We start from the raw sequence: 15,988 nt of genomic DNA, 5'->3' as shown, positions 1-15,988 counted from the left end.
AAGAGTGATGCGTGTCAAGAGCCTGTTTGTCCTTTGCCTGTCGGCTGCAGGGGCGATTGCCGTTGGGTTGGCACTAATGCTGGTGGTGCAGCAATTCCACCGCCATGCCGATGCAGCCGATGCCCGGGACCAGGTCTCTGCTTTGACAGCCGTTGCGCGCGTGGTGGAAACGCTGGCCCTGGAACGGGGCACCCTCAATAGCTCCCTTCAGGCGGAAGCATCCCCTGCTGATAAGGTACGGCAGCAAATCAACGCCAATATCGTTGCCACCGATGAGGCGCTGGTACGTACCGCTGAGGCCATGCAATTGGCGGGTACAGACGAAGCGCTGAAACTTTACGTTTCTCTGCGGCAGCGGATAGAGACTGCCAGGGCCCAGGCCCTGCGCCAGTTGGATGTACCGAAAACTGATCGTGATTCCGCCGTCTTGAAGGAATATGCAGGACAGGTGGCAAAGCAGATTGCTGATCTAACCCCCATCCTGGATGGGCTGGAAACGAATGTCTCTCGCCTGAATCCCAATGCTGGTGACTATGTTTCCACGGCTCGTTTGGTCATGGATCTGCGTGCGACGGCTGGTAATCGCGGCGTGGCCATGACCCAGCTTGTCACCAGCGCCAAGCCCGCCGATGCAGCGATGCTGGAAAAGCTGGCCGATCTTTCGGCCCGTGTGGATGAGTTGTGGCGCCGTGTACAGGTACAGGCCCTTCAGGCCGATGACCGCGCCGCCATGGAACAGGCTATCGCACAGGTACGCCAAAGCTATTTCACCAAGGGCGAGGGCCTGTATCGTCAATTGGATCAGGCTGCCCGCGCAGATGGCCAATATGGCGTCGAACTGGGCGCTTTCCGGAGTGAACAAACGGCGTTCCTGCAATCCATCCTGTCAATCCGTGATGCCGCCCTGACCGCCGGGGATCGCTATCTGGTTGGGGAAATGGCGGCGGCGCGCCTGAACCTGATCCTGGAACTGGTTCTGACTTTGGCAATCGCGTTGGCGATATTTGCCCTGGGGGCATTGTTCAATCGCCGGGTCGTTGCCCCGCTGGTGGCGATGACGGCGGTGATCGGCCGGATGGCAGCAGATGACCTGGAGGTCGTGATCGTCGGGGCTGACCGCCCGGATGAGGTGGGCGACATTGCCAGGGGGCTGGATGTCTTCAAAAAAGGTGCGCTTGAACGCCGCCGCCTGGAAGCGGCGGCGGCGGCGGAACGGGTTGTCCAGGAAAAGCGCGTTGCCCGTGTGGATGACCTGATTGCCGGCTTTGAACGTCAGGTGGCGGAAATGCTGACCATCGTGTCCGCGGCTGCAACGGAGCTTGATGGCACGGCCCGGTCCATGTCCGGCGTGGCGGTGGAAACCAGCCGGCAGGTTTCCGCCTCTGCCGCCGCATCGGGGCAGACATCCGCCAATGTGCAGACCGTGGCCGCCGCTGCGGAAGAACTGGCCGCGTCCAGCCAGGATATTGGCCGGCAGGTCAGCGAAAGCGCCCGGATCGCTTCAGAGGCGGTCGGGGAGGTTGGGGGCGCCAGCACGGCTGTGCAGGGGCTGGCCGATGCGGCGCAGCGCATCGGGGAAGTTGTCGGCCTGATCCAGCAGATCGCGGCCCAGACCAACCTGCTGGCATTGAACGCCACCATTGAGGCGGCGCGCGCCGGGGAGGCCGGCAAGGGCTTTGCCGTGGTGGCGTCGGAAGTGAAAAGTCTGGCCAATCAGACGGCCCGTGCGACGGAAGATATCTCCGGTCAGGTTGCGCAAATCCAGTCCGCTACCGGCGGGGTCGTCGGGGCCATGGGCGGCATCGCCCGCACCATTGAGCGGGTCAGCGAGATCGCGACCTCCATCGCCTCCGCTGTGGAAGAGCAAGGCGCCGCAACAGGTGAAATCGCCCGCAACGTGCAGCAGGCGGCCAGCGGTTCGCAGCTTGTTTCCCAAGGGTTGGTGGAAGTCACCAACGCGGCGGAACAGACGGGCGGTGCTGCGGAACAGGTGTTGGGGGCGGCTGCCGAATTGTCCCGTAATGCCGCCTTGCTGCGGCAGGAGATTGAAACCTTCCTGGCCGGCATCCGCGCCGCCTGATCGGGACAGGATTGACGGCGGGAACAGATTTCTGTCTCCCGCCGTCAATCCTGCTCACTTAAGGCGTGGATACGGTCCATCGCGACCCAGGTTTCCCCCGCCGCAGCGCCAGGGGGCGGTTTCTGGAAGGTCCGCATCAACCGGTCCCAATCCTGTACATCCGGATTGTCCGCGTCCCGGACAGCCTTGGCCACGGGATCAAAGCCTGGCCCGACATCCATGATCAGGAACATGCGGGTACCATGCAGCCAGATCTCCAGGGCCCGGATATCGTCCGCCCGCATGGCCTTTACCACGGGTTTGGGCACAGCGCCCGGCCCATGCCAGGCCCGGTAATGGGCGATCAGGCCGGGATCGTCATGCAGATCGACCGTGAAGCACATGCGGCGGAGTTCGGTCATGAAAATCCCCATCTGAGGTTTCTAATTTAATATCTGAGATATCACATTGCGTTTCTGATTTGACAAGACGGGATTTTGCCGTCTTAATCCCTCCCAAAAGCACCAACAAACGGGAGGGTACGCATGGTCGTCCTCTATGGACAGGCCCGGTCCCGCCGCGATATCGCGGCCCATACGGGATCACTCTCGCAATTCGCGGGCGTGCGGCTGATGACATTGGGCGATGGCGTGGAACGCGGCGTGCGCCTGCTGGAATTCCGTACCGGGTCCGGCCTGCGCTTCACTGTGCTGGTGGACCGCGCCATGGATATTGCCGATTGTGAGCATGATGGCCGTAGCGTCGGCTGGCATTCCCCATCCGGTTTCCGCCATCCGGGCTTGCATGATTATGAAGGGGAAGGGGGCCTGGGCTGGTTCCGCTCCTTCTCCGGATTGCTGGTCACCTGCGGGTTGGACCATATCCTGTTCATGGATGAGGATGCGGCCGACCATTATGTCTATGCTCCGCGCCAATCGGTGAAATCCTCCCTGCATGGCCGTATCGGCACCATTCCCGCCCGGCTGACCGGCTATGGTGAGCGCTGGGACGGGGATGAATGCTGGCTGTGGGCTGAAGGAACGGTGCAGCAATCCACCGTGTTCGGGGAAGATCTGCACCTGATCCGCCGGATCGAGGCCAAGGTCGGCAGTGATGAAATCCACCTGCATGACCGGGTGGTCAATCACGGCTTCTACCGCACGCCGCACATGTATTGTTACCACATCAATGTCGGCCATCCCGTCCTGGCGGAAGGGTCGCGTTATGTGGCACCGATCCGCGATGTGGTCTGGGCCTCCCATGCGGGGGACGACTATCGCCGGCAGGGTGTGGGCTATCGCACAATGCCGGCCCCGCAGCGCAATTTTCATGAACAGGTCTGGCAGCATGAGATGGGCGCCGATGATGCCCATCATGTGCCCGTCGCCCTGGTGAATGAGGCCATCGGCTTCGGGTTCGAGGTTGAGACGGACAAGCGCCAGTTCCCCGCGATGTATGAATGGCAGAATTTGCAGCAGGGCCATTACGCGCTGGGGATAGAGCCCTCCACCAATCATGTCTTTGGCAAGCCCTTTGCCAAGCAGCGCGACGAGTTGATCTGGCTGGAGCATGGGGAGGAGCGCCGATATGACAGCATCTTCCGCATCCTGCCCGATGCGGCCGCTGTCGCCGCTTCCATCGCGCGGATCGAGGGTATCTGCCGCCAGCCGGATAGTGATTATCCCAACCCGTCGGGCACCTTCCGACCCATTGTCCGGGAGTGAGCGGCCATGTCGATCCAAGGCAAGAACATTCTTTATACAGGGGCCGCCGGCGGGCTGGGCCTGCCCGCCACGCTGCATTTCCTGCGGGCCGGGGCCACGGTGCTGGCCGTCGATCATGACGCGGGCAAGCTGGCGGCGTTGAGCGCGGCTGCCGACGGTATCAGGGGCGGACGGTTGGTGACGCTTCAGGCCGATCTGTCGGACCTGGAAGGGTTCCGGATGGGTTTGGCCGAACAGGCGGAAGCCTTGGGCGGGTTGGATGTGGTGATCAACAATGCCGCCATCTATCCGTCCAAACCATTCCAGGAATACAGCATCGCCGACCATCAGGCCGTGCAGCGGGTGAATGTGGATGCCGGCATTGTGGCAGTGCAGGTGGCGCTTCCCACCATGCGGGCCCAGGGCTGGGGCCGGATCATCAATATTGCCAGCATCACCTTTTATGGCGGCTGGGCCAACCTGTCGCCCTATGTCGCCTCCAAAGGTGCGCTGGTTGGCCTGACACGGGCCTGGGCGCGGGAATTTGGCGCCCATGGCATCACCGTCAATGCCCTTTCCCCCGGTGCCTTTCCCACCGATGCGGAAAAGATCCATCCCGATCCCGAAGGCTATACCCGCTTCGTGCTGGACCACCAGTCGGTGAAGCGACGCGGCGATCCAGCGGATATCGCAGCCGCTTTGGCTTTCCTGGCATCCGATGCCGCCGGCTTCATCAGCGGTCAGGTGCTGAATGTCGATGGCGGCTGGGTGATGCAGTGAGGAAAGCAATGCTGGGCAGCCACCTTTCCGTCATCCCGGCGAAAGCCGGGACCCAGGATTAAAACACCACGCCTGGATTTCCCCCCATCCATGTAGCTGAAAGGCTGGACCTCTGGCCCCTGGGTCCCGGCTTTCGCCGGGATGACGGGAAAAGCAGAGCCTGCGCCTTACCCCCCAACTCCCCTTGTCCCAGGACCAAACCATCATGGGCATCCTTTCCGGATACCGCGTTCTTGATTGTTCCATCGCCATGGCCGGGCCGTTCGCGGCGCAGCGGTTAGGTGACCTTGGTGCCGATGTCATCAAGGTGGAGCCGACCAGCGGCGAATGGCAGCGCCACGCCTCGGCTGGCGGTGCGCGTGGCAACAAGATCAATGTTTCCTTCCTGTCGTTGAACCGGAATAAACGGTCCCTGGCCGTTGACCTGAAAGCGGCAGAAGGCAAGCAGATCCTGCTGGATCTGGTGAAGACGGCTGATGTCTTTTTGCAGAATTACCGCCCCGGTGTGGCCAAGCGTCTGGGGGTGGATTACGAGACATTATCTGCCATCAACCCGCGCCTGATCTATATCTCCATGTCCGGCTATGGGGAGGATGGGCCTTATGTGAATTATCCGGGCCAGGATCTGCTGTTGCAGGCCATGTCCGGCGCCATGCTGTCGGCCGGCAGCGCCGATCAGCCGCCGCAGCCGGCCGGGCAATATCTGGTGGATGCCATCACCGCCTATACGGCGTTCGAAGGGGTGCTGGCGGCCCTGCTGCACCGGGAGCGCACGGGCGAAGGGCAGTTAGTCCAGGTCAATATGCTGGACGCCATCGCCACCATCCAGATGCAGGAATTGTCTGTCTTCACGGTGGGCAACAAGCCGCAAACCCGATCGGTGGAAGCGCATGCCCATTGCTATATCCGCGCACCCTATGGTGTGTTCAAGACGGCGGACAGTTACATTGTTGTCGCCATGGCCAGCCTGGATAAGCTGGGCCGGCTGATCGAGGAACCGTTCCTGCAGGGGCTGAATGACGAGGCCGATAGCTGGAAATTCCGCGACGAGATTTTCGCCTGCATTCGTATCAAACTGTTATCCCGCAAAAGTGCGGAATGGCTGGAGTTGTTCCGCGCGCAGGATATCTGGTGCGGCCCGGTCTATGGCTATGCCGATCTGGTGGCCGATCCGCAGATCGCCCATAACGGCACCTTCATCACCTACGATCACCCGACCGAAGGTCGTGTGAAGACGCCGGGCTTCCCCATCCGCTTTTCCAAGACGCCGGCCTCCCTGGAACGCGGTGCCCCGCTGGTGGGTGAGCATACGCGCGAGGTGCTGGAAGGGCTGGCGCTGAGCCAGACGGATATCGACCGGCTGCTGGCCGCCGGGGTGGTGGGGGCACCGTGAGCGACATACCCCATTATCAGGGCCTGACCTGGGACCATCCGCGCGGGTATGACGCGCTGGCGGCAGCCGCGGCCTCCCTGGACCCGGCCCGCGACGGGTTGGCCCTGTCCTGGGACAAACATTCCCTGGAAGGGTTCGAGGCCCACCCCGTCGCCGACCTGTGCCGCCGCTATGACCTGATCGTGCTGGACCATCCCCATGTGGGGGAGGCGGTGGCCGGTGACGGGCTGGTGCCGCTGGAGGAACTGTTCGAGGCGGAGGAGATTGCGGCCTGGGGGCAGGATGTCATCGGGCCTTGTCTGGCCAGCTATCGCTATGCCGGTCGCCATTGGGCCTTGCCGCTGGATGCGGCGACCCAGGTGATGGCGTACCGGCCCGACCTGATAGACGGGCCGCCACCGCAAACCTGGGAACAGGTGCTGGAACTGGCCAAAAACCATCCCGTTGCCCTGTCGCTGGCCTGTCCGCATGCCGCCTTGACCTTTCAATCCATCTGTACCGCCCTGGGGGAGCCGCCGGCGGTAGCCAATCCCGATCTGTTCATCGGGCAGGGGGTGGGGAAGGCGGCCCTGGACCTGATGGCCGGGCTGGCAGCGACCAGCCCGGCCCCGGTCGCCGGGCTGAACCCGATCGGCATCCTGGGGTATATGGCCACATATGATGATGTGGCGCTCTGCCCCCTGATCTATGGCTATGTGAACTATACGCGCCCGCTGCCCGGATGCCGGCCTTTACGCTTTGCCGATGCGCCGCGACAGGGGCAGGGCGGGCGGCCAGGATCGACCCTGGGCGGCACCGGCATCGGCATTTCCCGGCGTGCGCCGATCACCCCCGCCTTGCTGGGTCATCTGCGCTGGCTGATGTCGCCACCAGCGCAGGCCGGTTTCATCCCCGATCATGCCGGCCAACCCAGCCTGCGCAGCGCCTGGGCGGATGAAGGTGTGAATGCCGATTGGGGCGATTTCTACTGTGCTACGGCGGCCACGCTGGAAGCGGCCTATATCCGCCCCCGCCATCCCGGTGCCATCGCCTTCCAGACGGCGGCATCTTCCCTGATCCGCGCCGCCCTGGCCGACGGCAGGCCCCATGGCGGGGTGATTGATGACTTGCAGACCCTCTACACCGCGTCCCGCATGCCGGGCATGGAGAGATAGGATGAGCGACGAATTGTTGTTCAGCGTGGACGGCCCCGTTGCCACCATCACGCTGAACCGTCCGCAAAAGCTGAATTCGGTCACCCCGGACATGGCCAAGGCGCTGACGGCGGCGATCAAGGAATGCAATGACAGCAACATTATCCGCGCCGTCATCATCACCGGGGCGGGGGAGCGCGCGTTCTGTTGCGGGTCCGACATCAAGGAGTTGGACAGCTATGCCACGCCCTGGGACTTCCGCAACCGGGCGGATTATTGCGATGCCATTCACCATTGCCTGAAGCCCACCATTGCCGCAATCAATGGCTATGCCTTTGGCGGCGGGCTGGAAACGGCCTTGTCCTGCGATATCCGCATCGCGTCCGCCAATGCACAGTTCGCGGCACCGGAGATCAAGCTGGGCTGGATCGGCGGGGGCGGCATGGCGGCCTTCCTGGCCCATTCCATCGGTATGTCCAATGCTGCCCTGATGATCATGACCGGCGATCCCATCGACGCTGCCAAGGCCCTGAACTGGGGGCTGATCAGCGAGGTGGTGGAGCAGGATGCCCTGCTGGACCGGGCCAGGACCCTGGCCGGCACCATCGCCGCCCGCGCGCCCATCGCGGCGGAAACCGCGAAGCTGAACCTGCGCGCGGCTGTGTCCATGCCGCTGGATAAGGCGATGGAATATGAACGGGATTTGCAGACCATCTGCTTTGCCACCGCAGACGCGGCGGAAGGGCGCGCGGCCTTCAAGGAGAAGCGGGCCCCGGTTTTTCGGCGGGGATAGAGACGTTCATTCTCCACCCGCTCCTGCCGTCACCCCCGCCTGCACTGGGTGACATGGTTGAGGAGCAGCAGAAACACCCCCGAAAGGCCCCCAATGACCCATCTTCTCCCCACCGATCCCGGCGCTCTGCTGTTTGGCCGTATCTTCCGCCCGGATGTCGGCGGCCCGTCACTGGTGGCCGTGCGCGGTGGTCGGCTGGTCGATATCAGCCGCACCTTTCCCACCGCCCGCGACCTGTGCGAACAGGCGGACCCGGCGACCTCCCTGCGCGATGCTGCAGGTGAGGATATCGGTGATCTCGCTGCCATCCATGCCAATAGCGACCCCGCCACCCGGGACATCTCCAAACCCTGGCTGCTTTCCCCCATCGACCTGCAGGCGGTGAAGGCAGCCGGCGTGACCTTCGCCACCTCCCTGCTGGAACGGGTCATTGAGGAGAAGGCGCGCGGCGATGCCGGGGCGGCGGCATCCATCCGGGTCCAGGTGGAAAACCTGGTCGGCAATGATCTGCGTGCCCTGCGTCCCGGCTCCCCCCAGGCGATGGAACTGAAACAGGCGCTGATCAAGGCCGGCGCCTGGAGCCAATATCTGGAGGTCGGCATCGGCCCGGATGCGGAGATTTTCACCAAGGGCCAGCCGCTTTCCACTGTGGGCACAGGCGTGGAGATTGGCGTGCATCCGGCATCGACCTGGAACAATCCGGAGCCGGAACTGGTGCTGGTCATCGCATCCTCCGGTCGTATCATCGGTGCCACGCTGGGTAACGATGTGAATTTGCGCGACGTGGAAGGACGGTCTGCCCTGCTGCTGGGCAAGGCCAAGGATAATAACGCCGCAGCGGCGGTCGGCCCCTTTGTCCGCCTGTTCGATGGCGGTTATGGGCTGGAGGATGTGCGCCGGGCAGAGATCACGCTGCGGGTAGAGGGGGCCGATGGCTATGTGCTGGACGGTCGCTCCTCCCTGTCCCAGATCAGCCGCGACCCGACCGATCTGGCAGCCCAGGCCATCAATGACCACCATGCCTATCCGGATGGGCTGGTGCTGTATCTGGGCACCCTGTTCGCCCCCATCCAGGACCGCGACGAAGTGGGACGCGGCTTCACCCACAAGCCGGGCGACGTGGTGCGCATCGCCTGCCCGGAGCTGGGCACGCTGTCCAACCGCGTGGTGCCGACCGACAAGGTGGAGAAATGGACCATGGGGACAGGCGCGTTGATGCGTAATCTGGCGGCCCGAGGGTTGCTGCGCCCCTGACCATCATTCCCGCGCCGGGGGAATGACGGTAGGAAGGTTTCGTCTGATCACGCAATGGAGGCCCCATGCCGCCGAAAATCCTGCTCACCCGCCGTTGGCCCGTAGCCGTGGAAACTTATCTGCGGCAGCGTTATGACGTCACCGTCGACCCCGCCGACCGGCCGCTGACGGAGGCGGAACTGGTCCAGGCCATGGGCCAATATGATGCCATCTGCCCCACTGTCACCGACCGGATCGGGGCCGCCATCCTGTCCGCTGCTAACCCACGCGTGCGCATATTGGGTAATTATGGCGCGGGGTTTGAGCATATCGACCTGGAAGCGGCAAAAGCCGCCGGCATCATCGTCACCAACACCCCCGATGTGCTGACCGATGCGACCGCCGATCTGGCGATCCTGCTGATGCTGATGGCCAGCCGCCGGGCGGGCGAGGGGGAGCGGGAGTTGCGTGCCGGCCACTGGACCGGCTGGCGGCCAACCCATCTGCTGGGCCAGGGCCTGGCGGGCAAGCGGCTGGGGCTGGTCGGCTTCGGCCGTATCGCCCAGGCCACGGCCGCACGGGCCCGCGCCTTTGGCCTGTCCATCGCCTATTACAGCCGCCGCCGCGCCGATCCGGCCGTGGAAGCGACCCTTGATGCCGTTTATGTCGGCAGCCTGGAGGAACTGGCGGCCACATCGGATGTGCTGTCGCTGCATTGTCCCGGCGGTGCGGCAACGCGGTATCTGGTCAATGCCGGCCTGCTGGCCCGCATGAAACCGACCTCCATCCTGGTGAACACGGCGCGCGGATCGGTGGTGAAGGATGATGATCTGGCCGCCGCGTTGAAGGATGGCATCATCGCCGCCGCCGGGCTGGACGTGTTCGATGGGGAACCCGCCGTGAATCCGGCTCTGATCGGCTTGCCCAACGCCGTGCTGCTGCCGCATCTGGGCAGCGCCACGCTGGAAACCCGTACCGCCATGGGCATGCGCGTGGCCGCCAATCTGGAGCGGTTCTTCGCTGGGGAGGCACCGCATGACCGCGTCGCTTGACCGGGTGGAAGCCCTGTTGCAAGCGGCGATGGCTGCAACATCCAAGCGGCCCTTCGTGCTGGGCATCTGCGGCGCGCAGGGCAGCGGCAAATCCACCCTGTCCGACGGGCTGGCGGCAAGGCTGGTGGCGGCGGGCCTGCGCGTGGCTGTGCTGTCCCTGGATGATCTCTACCTGACAAAGGCGGAGCGGCAGGATCTGGCCCGCACTGTCCATCCGCTGCTGGCGACCCGCGGCGTGCCCGGCACGCATGATGTGGCGCTGGGGCTGGCCGTGCTGGATGGGCTGGCGCAACCGGGGCCGGTATCGCTGCCGCGCTTCGACAAGGCGGTGGATACCAGGGCGACCGAGCCGGCTGTCGTTGAAGGGCCGGTGGATGTGGTTCTGTTTGAGGGCTGGTGCGTGGGGGCCGTGCCGCAGGAGGCGGCGGCCTTGGCCGATCCCGTGAACGATTTGGAACGGACCCGCGATGGGGATGGGCGCTGGCGTTATTATGTCAATGCGGCGCTGGCTGGTGATTACCAGCGTCTGTTCAGCCGGATAGACGCGCTGGTCCTGCTGGCGGCCCCCAATTTCACCATCGTCCGCGACTGGCGGATTGAACAGGAAGAAGGCCTGCGCCGCACGCTGCGGGCGGCAGGCCGGCCCACCGACACGACCATGACCGACGAACAGGTGAGTGGTTTCATCCAGTTCTATGAACGGCTGACCCGCCACATCCTGGCTGAAATGCCTGGCCGGGCAGAATTAACCTTAAATCTTAATGAAAAGCGGCAAGTGCATTGAAAATTTGGGTTTTTATAACCCTGAAAGCACCCAGCCCGCCCCATAATAAACAGGGAGGACGCCCCATGAAACCCACACCCCGGACCCGACCCCCATGGTCGTGCCTGCTATTGGCGGCAAGTCTGCTGCTGACGCCGGTCGGCACAGCGATGGCAGCCGATGCCGTCACTTTCCATGTGGCGCCCGGCGGCGATGATGCCGACCCGGGAACGGCGGCAAAACCCTTCCGCACCCTGGAACGCGCACAGGCCGCTGTACGTAGCGCCAATGGCGACCGGGACGTGACGGTTGAACTGGCCCATGGTACCTATGGGCTGGAAAAGCCGCTGATCTTTGGTGCCGCCGATGGCGGGCAGGATGCGCATAAGGTGGTGTGGAAAGCGGCTGATCGGGCCGCGCCCATGCTGTCTGGCGGCATCCAGGTGACGGGCTGGACCCTGTTCGATGCGGAGAACGGCATCTATGTCGCCGACGTGCCCAAGGGCCTGGACAGCCGCCAGCTCTGGATCGACGGCGTGGCCGCCGACCGGCCGGCGATTGAGATTTATCATCACGATATCGCCTTCAACTCCAAGGGCTTCACCCTGAAGAACCCAAAACTGGCCTGGGTTGCTGATATCAGGCAACCGGGCCGGATGGAGATTGAGGCGACGGGCATCTTCACCGACCGCTATTCCCCGGTGGAGCGGATCGAGGGCCGGGATATCATCCTGAAGCAGCCGGCCTGGGATAATAACAGTTGGGGCTATGACACGCTGAACCGCCCCTTCATGCCGGAACATTCCCGCCTGTTTCTGGTGAATGCGCCGGAATTTTTCGGCAAACGCAGCGAGTGGCATCGCAACCAGAACCAATGGTATATCGACCCGACCGCCGGCAAACTCTATGTGAAGCCTTGGCAGGATGGCGATATCAACCAGATGAGCGTTGTTCTGCCCCGGCTGGAGGTTCTGGTCGCCATTGGCGGCACGCTGGACCAGCCGGTGCGGAACCTGGAATTTCAGGGATTGGGCTTTTCCCATACAAGCTGGATGGGGCCGTCGTTGCCCACCGGCTATGCCAACCAGCAGAGCGGTTCCTACCTGAAAGAGGTCTCGCCCCTCCGCCCGGCGGATGCCTATGAACATTGCGGCTGGGGCTGCCCGGAATTTGAGAGCATGCGCCAGAAATGGCACCAGATCCCTGGTGCGGTGCAGGTCTCGGCCGCGCAGAATATCGTCTTCCGCGGCAATGTCTTCAGCCAGTTGGGCCAGATCGGGCTGGGTATCGGCAATGATGACAATGCCCATCTGACGGGTGTGGGGCTGGCGACTGACGGGGTGCAGGTGCTGCGCAACCGCTTCGCCGTCATTGCCGGCGGGGCGATCATGGCCGGCGGTGTGCGGCTGGATGCCCATCACCCGACCGATGCAAGGCTGGTGAACCGCAATCTCACCATTGCCGACAATATCGTGACCGATGTGGCCCGCGATTATAAGGACAATGCCGCCATCCTGGCGACATACATCGACACGGCTTCCATCCTGCATAACGACATTTCCGACGCCAATTATGATGGCATCGCCATCGGGTGGGGCTGGGGCTACAATGATGCTGGCGGCAATCGCAACTATCGCGAAAATCAGAAAGGCTATCTGCACAATCCGGTGTTCGACGGGCCGACCACGCTGCGCAACATGATGGTTGCGGGCAACCGCATCCATGGCGTGAAGAAATGGTTCTTCGATGGCGGCGCCATCTACAACCTGTCGGCCAATCCCGGCACGGTGATCCGCAACAATCATATTTTCGACATTGCCGACCGTATCGCCATCTATCTGGATGAGGGCAGCAAGCACATTAAGATCGAAGGCAATGTCGTTGAAACAGATGGCTATTGGCTGAACGCCAATACCGTGGGCAAGAATTTCGCCTGGGGGATCACGGCGGATAATGTCGCCACAGGTAATTGGCACAATTCCAACCGTATCGGCGGACGCTGGCGACCGGAAATCGCCATGCGGATTGAGGATACGCATCTGATTGCCGACCGCGACTGGCCAGCAGCAGCACAACGCATCATCGACCAGGCCGGCCCGCGCGCATCGTCACCCTGAGGCTGTTGCCGGAACCATCCAGGCCGGGGGCGGGTTTCTGGCAGGAGTCGCTCACCTGGACTGGGAGATCACGATGCGCCTGACAGGTTCCTGCTATTGCAAGGCGGTGCGCTTCACCGTCACCGCCTATGCACCCGCCCCCTATTTGCGCTGTTACTGTTCAATTTGCCGGAAGACGGCTGGCGGTGGCGGCTTCGCCATCAATCTGGGCGCTAAGGCCGACACGCTGGAGGTGGAGGGGGTGGAACATATCACGATGTTCCATGCCCGGATCGATGGTCAGGAAAGCAGTGGCGAGCGGCGCTTCTGCGCCCGCTGTGGTTCGGCGCTGTGGGTTTTTGACCCGGCATGGCCCGATTATGTCCACCCCTTTGCCAGCGCCATCGACACAGCCCTGCCGGAACCACCTGAAGCAGTCCATATGATGCTGGGATCGAAGGCACCCTGGGTGCGTGTGGACGCCCGTCCGGGGGAGGCATGTCACGACACCTATCCGCCCCAATCCCTGGAGGATTGGCATCGTGCTCATAATTTGTTGGATACTGAATGAAGCGGCTGCGATCCCCGCCGCCGCAGCCCCCGCGCATGCGCAGCACCCGTGCTTGACACAGTTTGATACCAGTTCGCCTTTGTCAGACAGGCTGGCCCGTGCGATTTTGACCGTTAGATGTCAATGCCTGCCAAAGCCATGCAACTGTCCGAAACACCGCATATCTTCCTTGTCGATGATCACCGGGATATCCGGGAGACGTTGAGCCGTTTTCTGGAAAAACATGGAATGCGGGTCACCGCAGCCGAGGACGCGATTGCCGCGCGGCGCCGGCTGCGTGCCTGTGCGGCGGACCTGATCGTGCTGGATGTGATGATGCCGGGGGAGGATGGCCTGTCCCTCTTCCGCCATATCAGGGAGACGATGGACACGCCGGTCATTTTCCTGACTGCCATCGGGGAGCCGACCGATCGGATCGTCGGGCTGGAAATGGGGGCGGATGATTATGTCACCAAGCCTTTCGAGCCGCGTGAATTGCTGGCCCGCATCCGCGCTGTGCTGCGCCGCAGCCACAGCCTGCCGGTCGGCGGCGGCAAACGTCGGGGGGAGGAAAGCCGGCTGGCGTTCGACCGCTGGATACTGGACCTCGCCCGGCGCGAACTGACGGGGGAAGACGGGATCGTTGTCTCCCTTTCCACAGCAGAATTCTCCCTGCTGGAAGCCTTTGTCCGCCACCCCAACATGGTGCTGTCGCGTGAACAGCTTCTGGATCTGACCAAGGGACGGGAGGCGGATGTCTTCGACCGGTCAATTGACAATCAAGTCAGTCGTTTACGTCGCAAAATTGAACCAGATTCTCGCAATCCGAACCTGATCAAGACCGTATGGGGTGGGGGCTATTGCCTGGCTGCCGAGGTCAGGTCGGCATCATGAGTGCCGCGCGGCTTCTTCCCCGGCTGAAAGCAGCCGTCCGGCGCCCCCGCAGCCTGTTCACCCAGATGGTGTTCCTGCTGATTGCCGCGGTGCTGGTGGCGAAATTCGCCAGTTGGACGGCCTCGCTGGATGAAAAGGCCATGGCCGTCCGCCGCACCCATGTGGAGGAGATCATTGCCCGGGTGGCTGCCACCACCCGGGTCCTGTCCAGCCTGCCGGCAGAGAATCGCACCAGTGTACTGGAGGTTATTGGCGGTCGCGATACCCGCTATGTGATCGAGGACAAGCCGTTGGTCCGCATCGGCTACATGCCGACGGACCCGACCGCGCTGGCTGGCCGGGAAAGGCTTGTCAGCCTGCTGAAGCTGCCGGACGAGGCGGTTTTGTTCAAAATGTGGAACAAGTCGGAAAATGCCGAACCCGGCTTGATCCATAACCCATGGGGCGCGCTGAACCCGGTGGAAATCGGGCTGAAATTCTCCATACAACTGCCTGATGGACAATGGTTGAATGTCCTCAACCGACGCATGGTGAAACCCAATGTGTGGAGCGATACGGCCACCTGGTCGGTCATCGCGTCACTGGTTACGGTGGCGCTGGTCGCCTTTTATATTTCGCGTCGCATATCGCGCCCTTTGCGGGCCTTGGCGGACAGCGCCGACCGGTTGGGTCGGGGGGAGGCGGTGCCGCCCCTGCCGTTGAAAAGCGCACCCGAGGAGGTGCAGCGCGCCACCCAGGCCTTCAACGCGATGGGTGAGCGCATCCGCCGTTTTGTCGATGACCGGACCCGGATGCTGGCGGCTGTGTCCCATGACCTGCGCACCCCTATCACCAATCTCCGCCTGCGCGTTGAGTTGCTGGAGGATGGGGAACCCAAGAGCCGGATGCTGGAAACGTTGGATGAGTTGCGCATCACGGTGGAGGCAACGCTGGCCTTCACACGGGAGGAAGGCGGGGAGGAATCGGTAAGGGCCGATCTGTCCACGCTGGTGGAAAGTGTATGCGATGATTTTTCCGATGTAGGCCAGCCCGTTATCTTTTCTCCCGCTCCTCGGCTGCCATTTGTTTGCCGTACCAATAGTTTGCGTCGGGCTGTTCGTAATTTGGTTGAGAATGCGGTGGCTTATGGCGGCGTGGCGCGGGTGCGGTTGAACTGCCTGCCGCAAGAGGTGGAAATCATCGTGTCCGATGATGGGCCGGGTATCCCGGTGCCCGAAATGGAACGGGTGTTTGAGCCATTCGTTCGTCTTGAAGGCTCACGCAACCGCCGGACCGGGGGCGTGGGCCTTGGCCTGTGCATTGCCCGATCCGTGATCCGGGGCCATGGTGGCGATATTCATCTACATAACCGTCCGGGGGGCGGGCTGGACGCCGTGATCAGTCTGCCGGTCCTGTCGGAACCGGGGCGCGATATCCATCCATCGGTCCGCCGCGCCGCATAAAGCCGGCCAGGGCGGGCGAATGGTTTCCAGCCCTGCACAAACGGGTGGCTGGTATCGGGCGGGCAGGGGGCGGCGGTCCTTGCATTGGATGGAAAGC

14 protein-coding genes are annotated in these 15,988 nt (G+C 63.0%); 13 read left to right on the top strand and 1 reads right to left on the bottom strand.

Features of this window, described 5'->3' with window-relative positions; translation table 11 throughout:
• Positions 1 to 7 precede the first annotated feature (7 nt).
• Positions 8 to 2,080, top strand: a complete 2,073-nt coding sequence (locus G473_RS30875; protein WP_051330270.1) for a methyl-accepting chemotaxis protein — start codon at positions 8 to 10, stop codon at positions 2,078 to 2,080.
• A 44-nt stretch (positions 2,081 to 2,124) separates the two neighbouring features.
• Here the strand turns inward: G473_RS30875 and G473_RS0113635 are convergent, their stop codons facing one another.
• On the bottom strand, positions 2,125 to 2,481 hold the full coding sequence (locus G473_RS0113635) for an L-rhamnose mutarotase (protein ID WP_029013558.1): 357 nt from the start codon (positions 2,479 to 2,481) through the stop codon (positions 2,125 to 2,127).
• Positions 2,482 to 2,604: 123 nt separating this feature from the next.
• Here G473_RS0113635 and G473_RS0113630 point away from each other — a divergent pair, with 123 nt between their 5' ends.
• From G473_RS0113630 to G473_RS26890, 12 genes are all read left to right on the top strand, one after another.
• On the top strand, positions 2,605 to 3,783 hold the full coding sequence (locus G473_RS0113630; RefSeq protein ID WP_029013557.1) for an aldose 1-epimerase family protein: 1,179 nt from the start codon (positions 2,605 to 2,607) through the stop codon (positions 3,781 to 3,783).
• A 6-nt stretch (positions 3,784 to 3,789) separates the two neighbouring features.
• A complete protein-coding gene (locus G473_RS0113625) occupies positions 3,790 to 4,542 on the top strand; it encodes an SDR family NAD(P)-dependent oxidoreductase (RefSeq protein WP_029013556.1) in 753 nt (250 codons plus the stop codon).
• A 205-nt stretch (positions 4,543 to 4,747) separates the two neighbouring features.
• Positions 4,748 to 5,935, top strand: a complete 1,188-nt coding sequence (locus G473_RS0113620; protein ID WP_029013555.1) for a CaiB/BaiF CoA transferase family protein — start codon at positions 4,748 to 4,750, stop codon at positions 5,933 to 5,935.
• Positions 5,932 to 7,089, top strand: coding sequence for an ABC transporter substrate-binding protein (locus tag G473_RS0113615; RefSeq protein WP_029013554.1), 1,158 nt, complete (start codon positions 5,932 to 5,934; stop codon positions 7,087 to 7,089). The genes G473_RS0113620 and G473_RS0113615 overlap by 4 nt, the downstream gene beginning before the upstream one ends.
• 1 nt (position 7,090) lies before the next feature.
• A complete protein-coding gene (locus tag G473_RS0113610; protein ID WP_029013553.1) occupies positions 7,091 to 7,861 on the top strand; it encodes an enoyl-CoA hydratase/isomerase family protein in 771 nt (256 codons plus the stop codon).
• A 93-nt stretch (positions 7,862 to 7,954) separates the two neighbouring features.
• A complete protein-coding gene (locus tag G473_RS0113605) occupies positions 7,955 to 9,115 on the top strand; it encodes a fumarylacetoacetate hydrolase family protein (RefSeq protein ID WP_029013552.1) in 1,161 nt (386 codons plus the stop codon).
• A 65-nt stretch (positions 9,116 to 9,180) separates the two neighbouring features.
• Positions 9,181 to 10,146 carry a 2-hydroxyacid dehydrogenase gene (locus G473_RS0113600; protein WP_029013551.1) on the top strand — a complete coding sequence of 322 codons (966 nt, stop codon included), beginning with the start codon at positions 9,181 to 9,183 and terminating at the stop codon, positions 10,144 to 10,146.
• Positions 10,130 to 10,930 carry a kinase gene (locus G473_RS0113595; RefSeq protein WP_029013550.1) on the top strand — a complete coding sequence of 267 codons (801 nt, stop codon included), beginning with the start codon at positions 10,130 to 10,132 and terminating at the stop codon, positions 10,928 to 10,930. Before G473_RS0113600 ends, G473_RS0113595 begins: the two co-directional genes overlap by 17 nt.
• A 65-nt stretch (positions 10,931 to 10,995) precedes the next feature.
• Positions 10,996 to 13,026: a right-handed parallel beta-helix repeat-containing protein gene (locus G473_RS26895; protein WP_051330269.1), complete on the top strand. Its 2,031-nt coding sequence runs from the start codon at positions 10,996 to 10,998 to the stop codon at positions 13,024 to 13,026.
• Between the two features lie 73 nt (positions 13,027 to 13,099).
• Entirely contained in the window at positions 13,100 to 13,576 is a 477-nt protein-coding gene (locus tag G473_RS0113585) for a GFA family protein (RefSeq protein ID WP_029013549.1), read from the top strand.
• A 144-nt stretch (positions 13,577 to 13,720) separates the two neighbouring features.
• A complete protein-coding gene (locus tag G473_RS0113580) occupies positions 13,721 to 14,449 on the top strand; it encodes a response regulator (RefSeq protein ID WP_029013548.1) in 729 nt (242 codons plus the stop codon).
• Entirely contained in the window at positions 14,446 to 15,891 is a 1,446-nt protein-coding gene (locus G473_RS26890) for an ATP-binding protein (protein WP_051330268.1), read from the top strand. Before G473_RS0113580 ends, G473_RS26890 begins: the two co-directional genes overlap by 4 nt.
• Positions 15,892 to 15,988 lie beyond the last annotated feature (97 nt).

The organism is Niveispirillum irakense DSM 11586, assembly GCF_000429645.1.
In the GTDB taxonomy this organism is placed as follows: domain Bacteria; phylum Pseudomonadota; class Alphaproteobacteria; order Azospirillales; family Azospirillaceae; genus Niveispirillum; species Niveispirillum irakense.
The sequence above is the reverse complement of the archived record's forward strand: the minus strand, read 5'-3'. Positions and strand labels throughout refer to the sequence as shown.

Excerpts from the sequence above, each read along its gene's own strand:
- G473_RS0113605 (WP_029013552.1), top strand. The coding sequence starts at position 7,955 with ATGACCCATCTTCTCCCCACCGATCCCGGCGCTCTGCTGTTTGGCCGT.
- G473_RS0113630 (WP_029013557.1), top strand. The coding sequence starts at position 2,605 with ATGGTCGTCCTCTATGGACAGGCCCGGTCCCGCCGCGATATCGCGGCC.
- G473_RS0113625 (WP_029013556.1), top strand. The coding sequence starts at position 3,790 with ATGTCGATCCAAGGCAAGAACATTCTTTATACAGGGGCCGCCGGCGGG.
- G473_RS0113635 (WP_029013558.1), bottom strand. The coding sequence starts at position 2,481 with ATGACCGAACTCCGCCGCATGTGCTTCACGGTCGATCTGCATGACGAT.
- G473_RS26895 (WP_051330269.1), top strand. The coding sequence starts at position 10,996 with ATGAAACCCACACCCCGGACCCGACCCCCATGGTCGTGCCTGCTATTG.
- G473_RS0113600 (WP_029013551.1), top strand. The coding sequence starts at position 9,181 with ATGCCGCCGAAAATCCTGCTCACCCGCCGTTGGCCCGTAGCCGTGGAA.
- G473_RS0113620 (WP_029013555.1), top strand. The coding sequence starts at position 4,748 with ATGGGCATCCTTTCCGGATACCGCGTTCTTGATTGTTCCATCGCCATG.
- G473_RS30875 (WP_051330270.1), top strand. The coding sequence starts at position 8 with ATGCGTGTCAAGAGCCTGTTTGTCCTTTGCCTGTCGGCTGCAGGGGCG.
- G473_RS0113610 (WP_029013553.1), top strand. The coding sequence starts at position 7,091 with ATGAGCGACGAATTGTTGTTCAGCGTGGACGGCCCCGTTGCCACCATC.
- G473_RS0113595 (WP_029013550.1), top strand. The coding sequence starts at position 10,130 with ATGACCGCGTCGCTTGACCGGGTGGAAGCCCTGTTGCAAGCGGCGATG.
- G473_RS26890 (WP_051330268.1), top strand. The coding sequence starts at position 14,446 with ATGAGTGCCGCGCGGCTTCTTCCCCGGCTGAAAGCAGCCGTCCGGCGC.
- G473_RS0113585 (WP_029013549.1), top strand. The coding sequence starts at position 13,100 with ATGCGCCTGACAGGTTCCTGCTATTGCAAGGCGGTGCGCTTCACCGTC.